The organism is Streptomyces araujoniae (genome assembly GCF_050871195.1).
Classification (GTDB): Bacteria; Actinomycetota; Actinomycetes; order Streptomycetales; family Streptomycetaceae; genus Streptomyces; species Streptomyces bacillaris.
In genome coordinates this window covers 5,804,474-5,822,762 of the sequence record NZ_CP194070.1, presented here as the reverse complement: position 1 = coordinate 5,822,762, position 18,289 = coordinate 5,804,474, and the positions used below count along the sequence as shown (strand labels likewise).

Below are 18,289 nucleotides of genomic sequence, written 5' to 3'. Positions count from 1 at the left end.
GGCGGAGCGCCGTTTCCGGGGAGGCCGCTCGATGTTTCGCGAGCGTGACGAAGAGGTGGTGCGTGTTACGAGGGAATGAATCCCGGGTGGCGGGTCCGGTGCGCTGCCTACCATGCAGCCCATGCCGTACACGGTGTGGGCGAAACGCCGCCGGGTGGGCGGACAGGGCCCCTTCGTACGCGAACCGGCCGCGGCTCCTCTCCGGGTGACCAGGCGATGGGGGAGCCGAGTCGGGCAGTACGGAGAGGGGCCGCGGCCGGGGCCGTGGTGCCGGGTCAGACCGCTTCGGCGGTCTCCGGCAGCTGTTCGCTGAGCAGATCGGTGAGCCGGGCGACATCGGCGACGTCCCCGAAGTCCCTGGCAGCGGTGTCGACGGTCTTGCGCAGCCGGGTGTTGACCCGCTCGGAGCGGACCTTCTTGGCGATCTTCAGGGCCTGCCCGGCGAGCACGGTGGACTGCTCGGGCTCGCGCTGGAGGAGATGGACGGTGGCCATGCCGATGAGGTTCAGCGCGTAGGAGCGCTGGTGTTCGTCGTCCTCCCCGAACAGCTCGACGGCCTTCGCCATGACGGGCTCGGCGAGCGAGGCGTAGGTGGGGCTGCGGCCGGCGACATAGGCCAGGTCACGGTAGGAGTGGGCGTTCTCCCCGTTGAGCTCGGCCTCGGAGAAGAAGCGGATCCAGTCGGGCTCGGGCTCGCCGTCCAGTCCGGCGTCCAGGAAGGTGTCCTCGGCCATCCGGACCGCCCGCTTGCACTTGCTGGGCTGGCCCATGTTGGCGTACGCGCGGGCCTCCATCGCATACAGCATGGCCTGCGTACGGGAGGTGGCGCAGTCGCGGCTGCCGTACTGGGCCAGGTGGATCAGCTCCAGGGCGTCGTCGGGGCGGCCCAGGTGGATCATCTGGCGGCTCATGCTGGAGAGGATGTAGCTGCCGAGCGGCTTGTCCCCGGCCTCCTTGGCCGCGTGCAGGGCGAGCACGAAGTACTTCTGGGCGGTGGGCTGGAGGCCGACGTCGTAACTCATCCAGCCCGCCAGCTCGGCCAGTTCGGCGGCGCAGCGGAACAGGCGCTTGGAGGTGGGGCCGGGCTGGGGCTCCTGGAGCAGGTCGGTGACCTCGTGCAGCTGGCCGACGACGGCCTTGCGGCGCAGCCCGCCGCCGCACTGGGCGTCCCACTGCCGGAACATCGTGGTGGTCGACTCCAGCAGGTCCAGCTCGGGTGCGGAGAGGCGGGAGGGCCTGCGGGCGGCGGCCTCCGACTCCGGTTCGCCCGGGCCCTTGGCCGGGACGGGCACCAGCCAGCGCTGCATCGGCTCGATGAGGGAGGGGCCGGCGGCCAGCGCGAGCGAGCTGCCGAGGAAGCCCCGCCGGGCGAGCATCAGGTCGCTGCGGGAGAACTCGCTGAGCAGGGCGACGGTCTGCGGGCCCGCCCAGGGCAGGTCGACCCCGGCGACCGAGGGTGACTGGTGGGCGGTGCGCAGGCCGAGGTCCTCGACGGCGACGACCGCGCCGAACCGCTCGGAGAACAGTTCGGAGAGGATGCGCGGGATCGGCTCGCGCGGCTGTTCGCCGTCGAGCCAGCGCCGCACCCGGGAGGTGTCGGTGCTGATGTGGTGGGCGCCCATCTGCCGGGCCCGCCGGTTGACCTGGCGCGCCAGCTCGCCCTTGGACCAGCCGCTGCGCAGGAACCACGATCCCAACTGCGCGTTGGGGCGCTTACCGGTCCCGGCCTCCGCTTCGCCTGCGCCGCTGCCACTCACTGGAACGCCCCCATCACGCTGAATCCTCCCCGTCGAATCTCATCGCGCGAACCGCCGTCAGAAATCTGTGCCCCCATCAGAATGCCGTGCATCGCCGCCGCTCGTACGGGAGTTGCACGGGGTCGAACTGGAAACCGGGTTGCCCGGGGCATACCCATGGACGCACATTCTTCCAGGGTTCGTGTACCGACGGTAATCCTACGATCACCCCTCCTGCGAGGGGGATTGCGGAAACGCCACCATTCGCCACCCCTTCGAATGAACCCGACTGCCGCTCGGCACGCTTGACTTGAGCCACTACGACCGATGGCGAGCGTACGGAAGCATTCAGGGGCGCATGCACCGCGCCGCACCACCTCGCGCACCACGGCGCACACCACTCGATCGAGTTGCAGCGACGGAGGGCTACCCGAGCACTCCGGATCGTAACCACCGATGAGTCGGACCCGTTGGAGGGGGCATGGGCTTCACGATCGGCGGCATCCGTGAGAAACGTTCCGGCGTACGGCGGCGCGGCCGCGGCGCCGAGGCCACCGCGGTGGCCGAGTACACCGGGCTCTGGGGCTGGACCGTGGTGCCCGGCACCCGCGCCCGGGACGGCGCCTGCTCCTGCGGGCAGCCGGACTGCCCCGCCCCCGGCGCCCATCCGCTGGGCTTCGCCCGGGAGGTCCCGGCGGGCACCGGCGTCGACGCGGCGGCGGACGCCTGGGGCGAGACCCCGGGCGCCTCGATGCTGCTGCCGGTGGGCCGCACCTTCGACGTCCTGGACGTCGCCGAGCAGGCCGGACGCCGGGCGCTGGTGCGGCTGGAGCGGATGGGGCTGCCGCTGGGCCCGGTGGCGGTGACGCCGACCGGCCGGGCGCAGTTCTTCGTCGCCCCCGGGGCCGCCGCCGAACTGCCCGGCCTGCTCTACCGCATGGGCTGGGACGACGCGGACCTGGATCTGCGGGCGCTGGGGCCGGGCACGCACATCACCGCCCCGCCCTCCGACCTCGGCGGCCTCGGCCCGGTCCGCTGGCTGCGGCCGCCGGTGCTGGACACGGCCGCCGCTCCCCCGCAGGCACGGCTGCTGCTGGGGACGCTGGCGTACATCTGCCACCGGTCCTGACCGGGCCACCGGTCCAGGCCGGACCACCGGTCCAGGCCGGGAACCACAACGGCGGACGGGCGGCGGGCTCCTCGTGGGAGCCGCCGCCCGTCCGCCGTACGGGGTGGTACGCGTCAGTCGCCGATCAGGGCGTCCACGAAGGCGCCCGGCTCGAACGGGGCCAGGTCGTCCGGCCCCTCGCCCAGCCCGATCAGCTTCACCGGGACGCCCAGCTCGCGCTGGACCGCGATGACGATGCCGCCCTTGGCGGTGCCGTCGAGCTTGGTCAGGACGATGCCGGTGATGTCCACCACCTCCGCGAAGACCCGGGCCTGCACCAGGCCGTTCTGCCCGGTGGTGGCGTCCAGGACGAGCAGCACCTCGTCCAGCGGTCCGTGCTTCTCCACGACCCGCTTGACCTTGCCCAGCTCGTCCATGAGCCCGGTCTTGGTGTGCAGCCGGCCGGCGGTGTCGACGAGGACCACGTCGGCCCCCTCCGCGATGCCCTCCTTGACCGCGTCGTACGCGATGGAGGCCGGGTCGCCGCCCTCGGGTCCGCGGACCGTACGGGCTCCGACGCGCTCGCCCCAGGTCTGGAGCTGGTCGGCGGCGGCGGCGCGGAAGGTGTCGGCCGCGCCGAGGACCACGCTGCGGCCGTCCGCGACGAGCACCCGGGCCAGCTTGCCGGTGGTGGTGGTCTTGCCGGTGCCGTTGACGCCGACGACCATGACGACGCCCGGGGTCTCGGCGCCGCCCTCGGTCCTGACCTCGCGGTCGAGGTCCGGGCCGAGCAGGGTGATCAGCTCTTCGCGGAGCAGGGCGCGCAGCTCTTCCGGGGTGCGGGTGCCGAGCACGCGGACGCGCTCGCGGAGCCGCTCGACCAGTTCCTGGGTGGGGGCGACGCCGACGTCGGCGGTGAGGAGGGTGTCCTCGATCTCCTCCCAGGTGTCCTCGTCCAGGTTGTCCCGGGACAGCAGGGTGAGCAGCCCCTTGCCCAGCGAGTTCTGGGAGCGGGCGAGCCGGGCCCGCAGCCGGACGAGCCGGCCCTCGGTGGGCTCGGGGACCTCCAGCGCCGGGGGCGCCGGGGTCTCGACGGCCGGGGCCTCCTCGGCGGGCGCGACGGCGTCCGGGAGGCTGACTTCGTCGATGGTGCGCCGCGCTTCGTCGCGCGGCGTCTCGGCCTCCTCGCCGACCTTCGGCTCGGCGGGAGGAGTGATGGTCGGCGTGGACGGCGGCGGGGGCGGCAGCTGCTTCTTCCTGCGGCTGCCGACCACGAGCCCGCCGACCAGGCCGACGGCGGCCAGGGCGATGACTACAGCGAGGATGACGATTTCGACGAGTTCCATAACCCGTCCAGTATCGGCCACGGCCGCCGCGCGGGCACGGCCCCGCACGCCGCCCGGCGATCCCCCGGACCCGGATGCACCTTTTGGCGGTAAAGGCCGGTCCCGGCCCCTCCACTTCTGACGGAACGTCAGCTACTGTGCGCCCCGCCGCGCCCCTCAGGCGAGCCCTGCCCGTCCGGCGAAAGGGACACCCGTCATGGCCTTCACCGTGGTCCGGTTCAATCTCGTCGATCCCGCAGCCACCCCCGACTCCCTCTCGGCCCGCTACCGCGCCGCCCTGGAGATGGCGGCGTACGCGGACGGGCACGGGCTCGACACGGTCCAGACCGAGGAGCACCACGGGGCGGCGAACTCCTGGCTGCCCTCCCCGTTCACCTTCGCCGGGGCGGTCTTCGGAGCCACCCGGCGGATCGCGGTGACCGTCTCGGCCGTGATCGGGCCGCTGCACGATCCGCTGCGGCTGGCGGAGGACATCGCGGTGCTGGACCTGCTGAGCGCGGGGCGGCTGGTGACGGTCGCGGGGATCGGCTACCGGCCGGAGGAGTACGAGCGGGCGGGCGTGGAGTGGGGGCGGCGCGGCCGGCTCCAGGACGAGCTGCTGGAGACCCTGCTCGCGGCGTGGACCGGGGAGCCCTTCCCGTACCGGGGCCGTACGGTGCGCGTCACCCCGCGCCCGTACACGCGACCGCATCCGATGCTGCTGGTCGGCGGCAGCTCGCGGGCGGCGGCGCGGCGGGCGGCCCGGCTGGGGCTGCCGCTCTTCCCGAGCGCACATCTGCCGGAGCTGGAGGCGTACTACCGGGAGCAGTGCGCGGCCCACGTGACGGAGGGCTTCTGCATGATGCCCGCGGAGCGCACCCCGCTGCTGCACGTCTCCGAGGACCCGGAGCGTACGTGGGCGCTGTACGGGGAGCACCTGCTGCACGAGGCGCGGACGTACTCCTCCTGGCAGTCGAAGGACATCCGCTCGGCGGTGCGGTCGGCGGCCACGACGGTGGCGGAGCTGCGCGAGGAGGGCGTCTACCGGATCGTCACGCCCGGGGAGCTGGCGGCGCTGGAGGCGGACTCGGTGGTGCTGCACCCGCTCTGCGGCGGGATGCCGGTGGAGGAGGGATGGCGGAGCCTGCGGCTGTTCTGCGAGGCGCTGGGAACGCCGGCCGCCCCGGCTCGGCCGTGAACCGGGGCAGCGCGTGAACAGGGGAGGAGGGGGTCAGCCCATCTCCTCCAGCGTCTTGCCCTTGGTCTCCTTCACGAACTTGAGCACGAAGGGGATGGAGAGGACGGCGAAGCAGGCGTAGATGATGTACGTCCCCGAGAGGTTCCAGTCGGCCAGGCTCGGGAAGCTGGCGGTGATCGCCCAGTTGGCCATCCACTGCGCGAAGACCGCGACGCCGAGGGCGGCGGCCCGCAGCCGGTTCGGGAACATCTCGCCCAGGAAGACCCAGACGACGACACCCCACGACAGGGCGAAGAAGAGCACGAACGTGTGGGCGGCGACCAGGGCCACGACGCCCTGAGTGGTGGGCAGCTTGCCGTCGACCAGGTCGGCGGAGAAGGCCCAGGCCTCGAAGGCGAGCGCGATGGCCATGCCGACCGAGCCGACCAGGGCGAGCGGCCTGCGGCCCACCCGGTCCACCAGCACCATCGCGATCACCGTGCCGATGATGTTGATGATCGAGGTGGTGAACGAGTAGAAGAACGAGTCGGTCGGGTCGATGCCGACGGACTGCCACAGCGTGGCCGAGTAGTAGAAGGCCACGTTGATGCCGACGAGCTGCTGGAACATCGACAGGCCGATGCCGACCCAGACGATGGGGAGGAAGAAGAAGCGGTTGCCCAGCAGGTCCTTGAAGGACGACTTGTGCTCGCGGTGCATGGCGGTCTCGATCTCGGCCACGCGGGCGTCGAGATCGATGTTCTTGCCCTCGACCTCTTCGAGGATCCTGCGGGCCTGGGCCTTCTTGCCGACCGAGATGAGGAAGCGCGGGGACTCGGGGATGGCGAAGGAGAGGAGCCCGTACAGGATGGCCGGGACGACCATCACGCCGAGCATCCACTGCCAGGCCTCCAGGCCCAGGATCTTGCCGCGCTGGTCGCCGTCCGCGATCTGCAGGACGGCGTAGTTGACCAGCTGGGAGACGGCGATGCCGATGACGATCGCGGCCTGCTGGAAGGAGCCGAGGCGGCCGCGGTAGGCGGGCGGGGAGACCTCGGCGATGTAGGCCGGGCCGATCACGGAGGCCATGCCGATGGCGAACCCGCCGATGATGCGCCACATCGCCAGGTCCCAGAGCGCGAACGGCAGCGCCGAGCCGATGGCGCTGGCGGTGAAGAGGACCGAGGCGATCTGCATACAGCGGATGCGGCCGATCCGGTCCGCGATCCGGCCGGCCGTGGCGGCGCCGATCGCACAGCCGATCAGCGCGATGGCGATGACCTGGGCGAGCGTCCCGGAGCCGATGTCGTACCGGTCGCGGATGGCTTCGACGGCCCCGTTGATGACGGAGCTGTCGTAGCCGAAGAGGAAGCCGCCCATCGCCGCGGCCGCCGTGATGAAGATGACATGGCCGAGGTGGTCCGGATGGGCCGTCCGGGCCCCGGACTCCGGTCCGTTCGCTGCAGTGGTCACATGAACTCCTGATGCCTGGCCGCACGTCAGACGTTGGGGTGAGCCTTCCTAGTGGCGCACACCATGCAGCACGCCACCACTTGAAGGCGAAAACGACTCCGCAGAGGTTATGCGTTCAAGAAATGAAGCAAACCAGCGGGGTCGGACCGACGTGTACCCAGCTCGGACAAGAACGTGCCTCCACGTTCCGATGTCTGCGTGAAGAGTCGAATGGGTCCGTGAAGGGGTCAGCGGAGCCGCTGGCTGATCACCTTCGACACGCCGTCACCCTGCATGGAGACGCCGTACAGCGCGTCGGCGACCTCCATCGTCCGCTTCTGGTGGGTGATGACGATCAGCTGGGAGCTCTCCTGCAGCTCCTCCATGATCCGGATCAGCCGCTGCAGGTTGGTGTCGTCGAGCGCCGCCTCGACCTCGTCCATCACGTAGAACGGACTGGGGCGGGCCTTGAAGATGGAGACCAGCAACGCCACGGCCGTCAGGGACCGCTCACCGCCCGAGAGCAGCGAGAGCCGCTTCACCTTCTTGCCCGGCGGACGGGCCTCGACGTCGACTCCGGTGGCCAGCATGTTGTCCGGGTCGGTGAGGATCAGCCGCCCCTCGCCGCCGGGGAAGAGCCGGGCGAAGACGCCCTCGAACTCGCGGGCTGTGTCCCGGTACGCCTCGGTGAACACCTGCTCGACCCGCTCGTCCACCTCCTTGATCACCTGGAGCAGGTCGGCCCGGGTCTTCTTCAGGTCTTCGAGCTGCTCGGAGAGGAACTTGTGCCGTTCCTCCAGCGCCGAGAACTCCTCCAGGGCGAGCGGATTCACCTTCCCGAGTTGCTGGTACGCCCGTTCGGCCGACCGCAGCCGCTTCTCCTGTTCGGCCCGGACGAAGGCCTTCGGCAGGTTGCGGGGGTGCTCCGGGTCCTCCGGCAGCTCCTCGCCCTCCGCCGCGGGCGAGGGCGGAACGGGCTGGTCCGGTCCGTACTCCGCGACCAGCCCCGCCGGCTCCACCCCCAGCTCCTCCAGGGCCTTGGTCTCCAGCTGCTCGATGCGCAGCCGCTTCTCGGCGCCGAGCACCTCGCCCCGGTGGACGGAGTCGGTGAGCTTGTCCAGCTCGCCCTTGAGGTCGCGGCCCCGGCCCCGCTCGGCGGCCAGCCCGCGCTCCCGCTCGCCCTTGGCGGCCTCGGCCGACGTGCGCTCCTGATCGGCCCGTACGAGGGAGACCTCGACGTGGGCCAGGAGCTGACGGGCGCCCGAGGCGACGGCGGAGGCCACGGCCGCCTCATGGCTCAGCCGGGCCCGCCGCTGCTCGGCCCGGGCCCGCGCCTCGCGCTCGGCCCGGGCGGCCCGGTCCAGCCCGTCGGCCCGCCCGGCCAGCCCCTTGACCCGCTCCTCGTGCGTACGGGCCTGGAGCCGGGCCTCCATCTCGGTCTGGCGGGCGTTGGCCCCGTCGGCGGCGAGCCGGTCCCGTACGGAGGTGTCGGGCTCCTCCTCCACCGGCGCCTCCTGGGCCACCAGCAGCCGCTCGGCCAGCTCCTCGGCCTCCTCGACCGCCCGCTCCAGGGCCTCCTGGGCGCGGGCGGCGGAGGCCGTCATCCGCTCGGCCTCACCCGCCGCCGCCCGGGCCTGCCCGGAGAGCCGCCCGAGCTGCTGGGCGACGCCCGACTTCTCCCGTTCGGCCGCCCGCCGCCGCTCCCCCAGCTCCTCGACCAGCGCGGCCGACTCCTTGCGCCGCTCCCCCGCCAGCCGCTGGGCCTCCGCCAGCTCCTCGCACCGCACGGCGAGTTCGGCCAGCTCGGCGGCGGCCTCGTCCACGGAGGCCTGAACCTCCAGCAGACTGGGCGCCCCGGCGGACCCGCCGTGCGCGAAGTGCGCGGAGAGCACGTCTCCTTCACCGGTCACGGCGGTGAGCCCGGGGTGCGCGGCGACGAGCGCCTCGGCCTCCTCCAGGGTGGCGACCACCACGGTGTCCCGCACGAGACGGCGGACGGCGTCCAGGAGGGGGGCGGGGCCGGTGAGGAGGTCGGTGACGGCGGGGGCGGAGAGGGTGGTGATGCTCTCGGTACGGCCGTGGGCACCGGCGCCGGTCTCCGTACGGCGGTGGGCGCCATCCTCCGTACCGCCCGGCGCTCCGCCTTCCGTATCGCCGCCCGGCGCTCCGCTCTGCACCGGCAGGTGCGCGGCGGCACCCGGCACCTGTTCACCGCCCTGCCCCGGTACGTGGCCGGCCCCCACGCCCTCCACCACCCCGTCCGCCAGCAGCATCGCCGCGCGGCCCGCGTCCCGGGCGCGGAGGAGGCGGATCGCGGCGGCGGCCGCGGCCGGGTCCCGTACCGCCACCGCGTCCGCCGCGGCGCCGAGGGCGGCGGCGACCGGGATCTCGTAGCCGGGCCGGACGGTGAGCAGGCCGGCGGCCGGGCCCAGCAGGCCCGTCAGGTGGTCGCGGGCGCCGAGCAGGGCGCCCGTGCCGTCCTTGCGGCGGAGTCCCAGGGCCAGCGCCTCGTGGCGGGCCGCGACCGCCGCCCGGCGGCGCTCGGCGGCGGTGGCCTCGTCGCGGGCGGTGCTGTGGGCGGCCTGGGCGTCGGCCAGGGACTGCTTGGCCCGCTCGTGGCGGACGGTCAGCTCCTCGTCGTCCGCGTCCAGGCCCTCGACCTCGGCCTTGAGCTGCTCGTACTCCTCCTGCGCGGTGACCGCGCGCTCCTGGGCCTCGTCGCGGGAGGCGGCCAGCCGGTCGATCTCGGCCTGGGCCGAACCGGCCCGGCTGCGGGCCGCGTTGACCTGGCCGGTCAGCCGGGCCAGCCCCTCGCGGCGGTCCGCGATGGCGCGGGCGGCGTCCTTGAGCCGGCGCTCCTCGGCGGCCAGCTCGCGCTCCAGGTCGGCGCGGTGGGCGACGGTGTCCTCCAGCGCGTGTTCGGCCGCCTCCAGGGCCGCCGTCAGCTCCGCCTCCTGCTCGCGGATACGGGCGGCCTCGCGCTCCAGGTCCTCGGGGTCGCGGCCCCGGCGCTCCTCTGTGGGGGGCTGGGTGGCGCTCCTGACCCGGGCGTCGGCCAGCGAGATCGTGCCGCGCACCCGCTCGGCCAGCTGCGACAGCTCGTACCAGGTCTGCTGGGCGCGCTGGAGCCGGGGCGCGAGGCGGCGCACCTCGCCCTCCAGCTCGGCCTCCCGGGCGAGCGCCGCCTTCAGGTCGGCCTCGGCCGCCTCCTTCCGCTTCTTCAGCTCGGCCTCGTCGGCGATCTCGTCGCGCAGGGCGTCCCGCAGGGTCACCAGGTCGTCGGCGAGGAGGCGGAGACGGGCGTCGCGCAGATCGGCCTGGATGACGGCGGCGCGGCGGGCGACGGCGGCCTGCCGGCCGAGTGGCTTGAGCTGGCGGCGGAGTTCGTCGGTGAGGTCCTGGACGCGGGCGAGGTTGGCGCCCATCGCGTCCAGCTTCCGCAGCGCCTTCTCCTTGCGCTTGCGGTGCTTGAGCACCCCCGCGGCCTCCTCGATGAAGGCCCGGCGGCCCATCGGGTCGGCGTGCAGGACGGAGTCCAACTGGCCCTGGCCGACGATGACGTGCATCTCGCGGCCGATACCGGAGTCGGAAAGGAGTTCCTGGATGTCGAGCAGCCGGCAGGTGTCGCCGTTGATCTGGTATTCGCTGCCGCCATTGCGGAACATGATCCTGGTGATCGTCACTTCGGCGTACTCGATGGGCAGTGCGCCGTCGGAATTGTCGATGGTCAGCGAGACTTCGGCGCGGCCGAGTGGGGGCCGACCGGTGGTCCCGGCGAAGATCACGTCTTCCATCTTGCCGCCGCGCAGGGATTTCGCGCCCTGTTCTCCCATGACCCAGGAGAGGGCGTCCACCACATTGGACTTTCCCGATCCGTTGGGGCCGACGACACAGGTGATCCCCGGTTCGAACCGCAGGGTGGTGGCGGACGCGAACGATTTGAAACCACGCAGGGTCAGGGCCTTGAGGTGCACGCCGCCGGACTCTACCTTTCGCTCTCGGTTTCGGTGATGAAGGTGCAGGGCACATCAGACGGTAAGCGAGAGGGGCGGGGCGGGGGCCGGGGGCCCGGGCAAAGAAAAAGGGACGCCGAAGCGTCCCTGTGGATCTTGATGCGATCCCGCGCGAGACCGTCGTGCGGTGTCGCGCGGTGGATCGTGGTGCGGTCCTGCACGGGGCATCGCCACGGCCGGCGGGCCGTGTCGTTGCCGGTGGGCCGTCACCCGGGCATACGTCGGCCGGTGACCCTGTCGGTCAGGGGCCCGGCCTGCCGGGAGGCGGCGATCCGTGACGCAGGACGGATCGGATGGAGCGGTTATGAGGAGAGAGTGCCGAGGCTGCTGAGCCTGCCCGGCCCGACCGGCCCCCGAGGGGCCGACGGTCAGGTCAGCGCAGGCTCGCCCTGGGGTACGTCGATGTCGATGCTGTCGAGCAGTGACTCCTGGTGCTGAGCGGCGGCGTTGAGCGCGTCGTTCTCGTGCTGGATCCGGTTCAGCTCGGATTCCAGGTCCTGGACGCGCTGCTGGAGCCGTCGCATCTCGGCGAGGAGTCGCGGGTCGGAACCGCCGACGTAACCGAGAAGCGCCTTTGCCATGATGGATGGTCCTCCACAATGAGTGACCGACCGATGCGGTGTGGGTCGTCTGGGAATCGCACCCGCGGTGCTCGGCAGGGCTCTGTCACCACTGCGGTTCTGCTGCATATCAGCTCTGCCGAACAGCTAAGGTGCGCGGGGTTTTCAGCGTCTCACCAAAAAGTTTGACGGTCAACACGATCACACCCCGTGGAGCCAGGTGTCCCGGGGGCGCGCGGCTGGACGATCATGCGGCGCGACTCACCTGCGGGACCCCGACGGGTGTGGGGATCTTCGCCAATGCCGCAGCCTTGCACGACATCCCGCATCTGGCAACCATCGGCCGCCGGGCGGTCCCTTCGCAGGTCATTTCGGGTGCGGGGCTCCGGGGGCCGGTCCGTGACGGTTCGCTCACGGGCGGCTCCGGCACGCTCACCGGGCGGACTGGGGCGCCGCTTCGGGGCCCGTATCAGCGGATGGCGAATCCGTCGTAACCGCCGCGCGGCGTGTCCCAGATCTCAGTGACTCCCTCCACGCGCCCGGGTGTGTCGTCGGAGCGCAGCCAATCCAGCAGACGGTGGCAATTGTCACGTGATCCTTCGGCGACGACCTGGACGCGACCGTCGTCGAGATTGAGTGCAAAGCCCACGAGTCCACCGATCTCCAAAGCATTTGCCCTGGTGAACCAGCGGAACCCTACTTGCTGTACTCGGCCGCGTACCCAGACCACCAGCCGTGCCTCTTCGTTCATGCCCGAACGCTAACCGGCCAATTGCTCCGAGAACACGGCGGCCCCTTTGGCCCATGGCGTACAGTCCCGTCGCAATAGCCTCACTCGATCGGGTGAGTATAGGGATGAAGATCGACCGGTGATGGTGACATCGCCGCGACATCCGGAGCATGAGGAAGGCACAGCGCATGGGACGCCACCGACGATCCGCCGCAGGCCCCGCCGCTGAAGAACCCGCGGTCAGGGCCGCTTCCGGACACCGGGGCACGCGCCGGAAGAAGAAGTCCGCCGTACCCGTGCGCACCGGACTCCTCGGAGCCTCGGCCGCGATGGCGGTCGGCGCGGTCGCCGTCGCCTCCGGCCTGCTGCCCGGCGGCTCCACCTACACCTCGGGCGGCCCCACCGCCGCCGACCAGGTCCGCTCCGGTGGCGGCGTCCCCGACCTGCTGACGCAGCAGGGCGGCTCCACCACCACCCCGGCCGACCGCTCCTCCTCCCCCGCCAGCCGGGGTAGCGAGCGCCCCGAGGCCCCGTCGAAGTCGCCGTCCACGACACCGTCGAAGACGCCGTCGGAGTCCCCCTCCACCGCGTCGAAGGCCCCGTCGAAGTCGGCCGCGCCCTCTTCCGCGGCCCCCTCGAAGAAGGCGGCGGCGGAGCCGTCCGAGAAGTCGAAGGCGCCCACCACCGCCCCGAAGAAGAGCACCGCCCCGGCGAGCAGGGCCCCGGCACCCACGAAGACCACGGCCGCCCCGCCGCCGGCCCAGAAGCCCGCTCCCTCGCCCTCCGCCGCCTCCGCCCGCAGCGAGGTGCTGGCCCTGGTGAACCAGGAGCGCGCGAAGGTCGGCTGCTCCCCGCTGACCACCAGCGGCGGCCTCACCTCTCTCGCCCAGAACTTCAGCGAGGACATGGCGGCCCGGGGCTTCTTCGACCACACCGACCCCGACGGCGACACCCCCTGGGACCGGGCCGCGCAGGCCGGTGTCCAGGGGCTCGGCGCGGAGAACATCGCCCGTGGCCAGGCCGACGCCCAGGCCGTGATGGACGCCTGGATGAACAGCGAGGGCCACCGCGCGAACATTCTCAACTGCGACTACAAGACCATCGGCATAGGCGTCCACGAGGCCTCCGGCGGCCCGTGGTGGGTCCAGAACTTCGGCTTCTGACCGGGAGCGCGTGTCCCGGACGCCCGACCGCTTTCGCCCGTACAGCGCTCCCTCGGGGTGAGCGCTGTACGGGCGTAAGCTGGTGATATGGCCAGCGATACGGACGATCTCGCCTTCGACGTCTTCTCCCGCCGGTGCCCCTCGCGCTCCACGCTGGAGCACGCCACCGGGCGCTGGGGCGCTCTGACGCTGGGCGCGCTGTACGAGGAGAGCCTCCGGTTCAACGAGCTGCGGCGGCGGGTCGACGGGGTCAGCGAGAAGATGCTCTCCCAGACGCTGCACGCCCTGGAGCGGGACGGGCTCGTCCTGCGGGAGGCCCAGCCGGTCAATCCGCCGCGGGTGGATTACGAACTGACCCCGTTCGGGCGCGAGGTCGCCGGGCGGCTCCTCGGGCTGATCCAGCTCGTGGAGGGGCGGATGGACGAGGTCCTGGCCGCCCGGAGCCGTTACGACGAGGCGCGCGGCGGGCGCTGACAGCGCGGGCAGAAATAGCTGGAGCGGTTCATCCAGGCACGGCGGCGCATCGGCGTCCCGCAGCGGCGGCACGGCTCGCCCTCCCTGCCGTACGCGTCGAGTGACCGGTCGAAGTAGCCGGACTCGCCGTTCACGTTGACGTAGAGGCTGTCGAAGCTGGTGCCGCCCTGGGCGAGGGCCGCGTTCATCACGTCCCGGGCGTGGCCGAGGAGTTCGGCGGACTTGGGACGGGTGAGGGTGGCGGTCGGCCGGTCGTAGTGCAGCTTCGCGCGCCAGAGCGCCTCGTCCGCGTAGATGTTGCCGACGCCGCTGATCAGCGACTGGTCCAGGAGCGCGCGCTTGACCGTCGTACGGCGCAGGCGCAGGGCCGTGTGGAAGGCGGCGTCGTCGAAGAGCGGGTCGAGCGGGTCCCGGGCGATGTGCGCGATGGTGTCGGGCAGGCCGTCGGGGGTGGTGTCGTGCAGCGAGAGCCCGCCGAACGTGCGCTGGTCGACGAAGCGCAGCTCGGTCCCGAGCGCGTCGTCGAACCGCATCCGGATCCGCAGGTGCTTCTCGTCGGGCGCGTCCGTGGGCTGCACCAGCAGCTGGCCGCTCATGCCGAGGTGGCCGAGCAGCGAGGAGGCGGCTTCGTCGATCGGCACCCAGAGGTACTTGCCGCGCCGCATCGCCGTACCGAACCGGACCCCGCGCAGCCGGGCCGCGAAGTCGACCCCGCCCGCGAGGTGGCGGCGGACCGAGCGCGGGTGCAGGACCTCCACCTCGGTGACGGTCCGGCCGCTGACCCAGCGCTCCAGGCCCCGGCGGACGACTTCGACCTCGGGCAGCTCGGGCACGGTGGACCACTCCAGACACGGTGAGCGTAGTACGGGAGCACGGGACCGGCTCCCCGGGACAGGGCGAACCCCCCGGTGCGCGGGGCACCGAGGGGTTCGGAGTACTGCGTCAGGCGGGAGCGGCGTCCGGGTCGGGCGACGGGTCGGCAGGGGTGTCGGCGGCCCCTCCGTCGGCGGCGGACTTCTCCGCTGCCTGCCGTGCCTCAGCGGCGGCGCTGATCTCGCGCCAGGCGGACTCGGCCGCCTGCTGCTCCGCTTCCTTCTTGCTACGGCCGGTGCCGGTGCCGTACGAGACACCACCGACGCGAGCGGCAGCAGTGAAGGTCTTCTCGTGGTCCGGGCCGGTCTCCGTGACGAGGTACTCGGGCACGCCGAGGCTCTCGCTCGCGGTGAGCTCCTGGAGGCTGGTCTTCCAGTCCAGGCCGGCGCCGAGGTTCGAGGACCTGTCGATCAGCGGGTCGAAGAGCCGGTGGACCAGCTCCGAGGCCGCGCCGAGGCCCTGGTCGAGATAGACCGCGCCGATCACCGCTTCGAGGGTGTCGGCGAGGATGGAAGCCTTGTCCCGGCCCCCCGTGCCCTCTTCACCGCGGCCGAGCCGGATGAAGGAGCCGAGTTCGAGGCCGCGGCCCACTTCCGCAAGCGCCCGCGAGTTGACCACCGCGGCCCGCAACTTGGCCAGCTGGCCTTCGGGCAGGTCGGGGTGGGTGCGGTACAGCGTGTCCGTGACCACCAGGCCGAGCACCGAATCCCCGAGGAATTCGAGCCGCTCGTTGGTGGGCAGGCCGCCGTTCTCGTACGCGTACGAACGGTGGGTCAGCGCACGCACCAGAAGGGCGGACTCGAGGTGATACCCGAGCCGCCCTTCCAGAAGCGTGTGGGACGAGGCTGTGTTGACGTTGTCTGCCTGCTTCTTGGCGCTGGACAACTCAGACATCGGGCCTCTCACCAGCCGCTCAGACCTCGAGGACCTGGCGCTTGTTGTAGGTGCCGCAGCTCGGGCACGCAATGTGCTGGAGCTTCGGCTCCTGGCAACGCTCGCACGAAACCAGGGTGGGGACCGCAGCCTTCCACTGCGACCGGCGGTGGCGCGTGTTGCTGCGCGACATCTTCCGCTTCGGAACAGCCACGGCTACTTCTCCTGCTTCTCGTCGACGCCCGGTTCGGCGCCGCCCATGTTGTCCTTCTCGCCGTCCTGAACGGTCTCGGCGAGTCCTTGCAGTGCCGCCCAACGGATGTCGACGGCGTCGTGGTGGTGGCCCGGGTTCTCGTCCAGCCTGATTCCGCATTCGGAACACAGACCGGCGCAGGTCTCCTTGCACACCGGCTGCATGGGCAGTGCGAGCACTACCGCGTCACGCAGCACTGACTCGAGGTCGAACAGGCCGTCCTCGAGGAAGAACCTGTCCTCGTCGTCCTCGGCGTCGTCGGCCGGGTCCGCAGGGCGGCCCCGGTCATCGGCGTCAGGGTACGAGAACATCTCCTGGAAATCCGCGTCGACCTCGACGGTCAGCGGCTCCAGACACCTTACGCACTCCCCTTCGGCGGTTGCACGGGCGGTGCCTGTGACGAGCACCCCTTCCATGACCGATTCGAGTCGGAGGTCCAGCTCCAGGGGCGCGCCTTCCGGCACACCGATGACGCCGTCGATACCGAGGACCGGTGAACCGGGAGCTTCCACCGAGCGGGAGAGCCGCTTCAGGGCACCGGGACGCCGACCCAGCTCGCGCGTATCGAACACGAGAGGGTTGCGGTGGTCGAGGTGGCCGTTCAGGGCGTTTCCTGCTTTCGAAATCATGGAGGTCGTGCTTGCTGCGGAGGGGAGGGGCCGTCTGCGGTCCGTAGGCGGCCTGACCTGTTCCGTAGCCGAAACGGGCAGCCGGGATCACGAACCTATGCGCGACCGAGGATTCAGGATACTGGACGGACCGCTCAGCACCCAATCGGCCCAGGGCGGCCCCGGCCGGGACCGGGCCCGGGGTCGGTCAGCGGCCCTCTTCGTACCGGCGCAGCTGCTCCAGGTCGATCATGCTGGTGTCGAAGAGGCTGGTCTCGTCCAGCGCACCCGGCCCCTGCTGGGCGGGCACCTGGGGCTGCTGCTGCCAGCCGTAGCCGGGCTGGGACTGCGGCTGGGGCGGGTACGCGGTGGCGTTCGGGTCGTAGCCGGGGGCGGGCTGCTGGTAGGTCGCGTACGGGTCCGGCACCTGCTGGTAGCCGTACGGGTCCTGGGTCTGCTGCTCCGGGTAGCCGTACGACGCCTGCGCGTACTCGGGCCGGGCGTACTCCCCCTGTCCGTATCCCGGCTCGGCCTGCGGCTGCCGCGGGGGCTGCTCCTGGTAGAGCGGCTGCTGGGGGGTCTGCTGGGGTTCCGGGGTGGCGAGCTCCGCCAGGCCGGCCAGATAGTCGGCGTCGCTGGTGTGGCCCTGGGCGCCCGCCGCGTCCTGGGCGGCGATGTGCGCGCCGAGGTCGTCGGAGGCCACCCGGCCGTGCAGCTTCTGCCGGCCGCGGCCGACCGCCTCCAGGGTCTTGGCGAGGACGGCCTCGAAGGCGCCGAACTTGGCGTCCACATAGGCGTCGGCCCGCTGCCGCAGCGTCTCCGGGTCGGTGCTGCGCTCGGGGGCCTCCGCGAAGTCGGGGTCCTGGTAGCCCTGGTCGTCCAGGCCCTGGCCCCGGCCGAGCAGCTTCTCGCGGCCGCGGTCGACGGAGCCGATGGTCTTGGTGAGGACGACCTCGAAGTTGGCGAGCTTGCTGTCGACGTAGTCGTCGGCCTCGGCCCGGACCTCCTCGGCCTCGCGGCGGGCCTCGGTGAGGATCCGGTCGGCCTCGCTCTGCGACTGGCGGGCGATCTCGGTCTCCGCGATCAGGGAGGCGCGCTCGGCGTGCGCGGACCGGATGATCCGCTCCGCCTCCTGGCGGGCCTGCTCCGCGAACTGCTCCTGGCCGCCGATCAGCTCCTGGGCCTGGGCGAGCGAGCCGGGCAGGGCCTCGCGTACCTCTTCGAGCATGGCGAGCAGCTCGGCGCGGTTGACCACGCAGGAGGCCGACATGGGCATGGCGCGGGCGTTCCCGACCGTTTCGACGATCTCGTCGAGCTTCTTCTGCACGTCCACCGTGTGCTCGCCACTCTCTGCTGCTCTTCGGAGCTGCTGCTCTGTTGGAGACGGACGGGACGACTGTAAGGCCAGTCGGCGGCCACCCGACACCTGGTGACGGACCGTCAGCCGCTCAGCGCTCGCCCAGCCGCTTCGTGAGCGCCTCGTGGACCGTGGGGGGCAGCAGGTGGGAGACGTCGCCGCCCCAGGTCGCGACCTCCTTGACCAGCGAGGACGACAGGAAGCTGTACGTCGGGTTGGTGGGCACGAAGAGGGTCTCGACGCCCGAGAGGCCGTTGTTCATCTGGGCCATCTGGAGTTCGTAGTCGAAGTCGCTGACGGCCCGCAGGCCCTTCACGATCGCCGGGATCTCCCGCTGCTTGCAGAAGTCGACCAGCAGGCCGTGGAAGGACTCCACCTCCACGTTGCCGAAGTCGGCGGTCACCTCGCGGATCAGCTCGATCCGCTCGTCGACGGTGAACAGCCCCTTCTTGGACTGGTTGATCATCACCGCCACGTGCACCACGTCGTACAGCTTGGAGGCTCGTCCGATGATGTCGAGATGTCCGTTGGTGATGGGGTCGAAAGACCCCGGACAGACGGCGCGGCGCACTGTGATTCCCTCGCTC

General features: G+C 71.6%; 16 protein-coding genes. 4 read left to right on the top strand and 12 right to left on the bottom strand.

Going from position 1 to position 18,289, the window contains the following annotated elements:
* Positions 1-275 precede the first annotated feature (275 nt).
* Complete coding sequence (gene nsdA / locus ACQ9ZG_RS25235) at positions 276-1,757, bottom strand: transcriptional repressor NsdA (protein WP_018488705.1); 1,482 nt, start codon at positions 1,755-1,757, stop codon at positions 276-278.
* A 460-nt stretch (positions 1,758-2,217) separates the two neighbouring features.
* Here nsdA and ACQ9ZG_RS25230 point away from each other — a divergent pair, with 460 nt between their 5' ends.
* Entirely contained in the window at positions 2,218-2,865 is a 648-nt protein-coding gene (locus tag ACQ9ZG_RS25230) for a bifunctional DNA primase/polymerase (RefSeq protein ID WP_084991889.1), read from the top strand.
* Positions 2,866-2,978: 113 nt separating this feature from the next.
* Here the strand turns inward: ACQ9ZG_RS25230 and ftsY are convergent, their stop codons facing one another.
* On the bottom strand, positions 2,979-4,190 hold the full coding sequence (gene ftsY, locus ACQ9ZG_RS25225) for a signal recognition particle-docking protein FtsY (protein ID WP_028419473.1): 1,212 nt from the start codon (positions 4,188-4,190) through the stop codon (positions 2,979-2,981).
* Positions 4,191-4,386: 196 nt separating this feature from the next.
* Between ftsY and ACQ9ZG_RS25220 the strand changes: the two genes are divergently transcribed.
* Positions 4,387-5,367: an LLM class flavin-dependent oxidoreductase gene (locus ACQ9ZG_RS25220; RefSeq protein WP_109915535.1), complete on the top strand. Its 981-nt coding sequence runs from the start codon at positions 4,387-4,389 to the stop codon at positions 5,365-5,367.
* 33 nt (positions 5,368-5,400) lie between these two features.
* Here ACQ9ZG_RS25220 and ACQ9ZG_RS25215 read toward each other — a convergent pair whose 3' ends face one another.
* The 4 genes from ACQ9ZG_RS25215 to ACQ9ZG_RS25200 form a co-directional block, all read right to left on the bottom strand.
* Positions 5,401-6,819, bottom strand: coding sequence for a sugar porter family MFS transporter (locus ACQ9ZG_RS25215; RefSeq protein ID WP_386698763.1), 1,419 nt, complete (start codon positions 6,817-6,819; stop codon positions 5,401-5,403).
* A 227-nt stretch (positions 6,820-7,046) separates the two neighbouring features.
* Positions 7,047-10,772, bottom strand: coding sequence for a chromosome segregation SMC family protein (locus ACQ9ZG_RS25210; protein WP_499281250.1), 3,726 nt, complete (start codon positions 10,770-10,772; stop codon positions 7,047-7,049).
* Positions 10,773-11,179: 407 nt separating this feature from the next.
* A complete protein-coding gene (locus ACQ9ZG_RS25205) occupies positions 11,180-11,392 on the bottom strand; it encodes a hypothetical protein (protein ID WP_018488699.1) in 213 nt (70 codons plus the stop codon).
* Positions 11,393-11,840: 448 nt separating this feature from the next.
* The gene (locus ACQ9ZG_RS25200; protein ID WP_109917301.1) at positions 11,841-12,122 is read right to left on the bottom strand and encodes an acylphosphatase; all 282 of its coding nucleotides are present in this window, start codon (positions 12,120-12,122) and stop codon (positions 11,841-11,843) included.
* A 167-nt stretch (positions 12,123-12,289) separates the two neighbouring features.
* Between ACQ9ZG_RS25200 and ACQ9ZG_RS25195 the strand changes: the two genes are divergently transcribed.
* A complete protein-coding gene (locus ACQ9ZG_RS25195; protein WP_109917300.1) occupies positions 12,290-13,264 on the top strand; it encodes a CAP domain-containing protein in 975 nt (324 codons plus the stop codon).
* A gap of 87 nt (positions 13,265-13,351) precedes the next feature.
* A complete protein-coding gene (locus ACQ9ZG_RS25190; RefSeq protein ID WP_028419479.1) occupies positions 13,352-13,738 on the top strand; it encodes a winged helix-turn-helix transcriptional regulator in 387 nt (128 codons plus the stop codon).
* Here the strand turns inward: ACQ9ZG_RS25190 and mutM are convergent.
* From mutM to coaD, 6 genes are all read right to left on the bottom strand, one after another.
* Positions 13,711-14,571: a bifunctional DNA-formamidopyrimidine glycosylase/DNA-(apurinic or apyrimidinic site) lyase gene (gene mutM / locus ACQ9ZG_RS25185; RefSeq protein ID WP_028419480.1), complete on the bottom strand. Its 861-nt coding sequence runs from the start codon at positions 14,569-14,571 to the stop codon at positions 13,711-13,713. The genes ACQ9ZG_RS25190 and mutM overlap by 28 nt on opposite strands.
* Before the next feature lie 109 nt (positions 14,572-14,680).
* Positions 14,681-15,505 carry a ribonuclease III gene (gene rnc / locus ACQ9ZG_RS25180; protein WP_026237633.1) on the bottom strand — a complete coding sequence of 275 codons (825 nt, stop codon included), beginning with the start codon at positions 15,503-15,505 and terminating at the stop codon, positions 14,681-14,683.
* Positions 15,506-15,524: 19 nt separating this feature from the next.
* Entirely contained in the window at positions 15,525-15,698 is a 174-nt protein-coding gene (rpmF, locus tag ACQ9ZG_RS25175) for a 50S ribosomal protein L32 (protein WP_003965982.1), read from the bottom strand.
* Positions 15,699-15,700: 2 nt separating this feature from the next.
* Positions 15,701-16,366, bottom strand: coding sequence for a YceD family protein (locus ACQ9ZG_RS25170; RefSeq protein ID WP_019765956.1), 666 nt, complete (start codon positions 16,364-16,366; stop codon positions 15,701-15,703).
* 187 nt (positions 16,367-16,553) lie between these two features.
* A complete protein-coding gene (locus ACQ9ZG_RS25165; RefSeq protein ID WP_109917299.1) occupies positions 16,554-17,678 on the bottom strand; it encodes a F0F1 ATP synthase subunit B in 1,125 nt (374 codons plus the stop codon).
* 115 nt (positions 17,679-17,793) lie between these two features.
* Positions 17,794-18,273, bottom strand: a complete 480-nt coding sequence (gene coaD, locus ACQ9ZG_RS25160; RefSeq protein WP_018488691.1) for a pantetheine-phosphate adenylyltransferase — start codon at positions 18,271-18,273, stop codon at positions 17,794-17,796.
* Positions 18,274-18,289 lie beyond the last annotated feature (16 nt).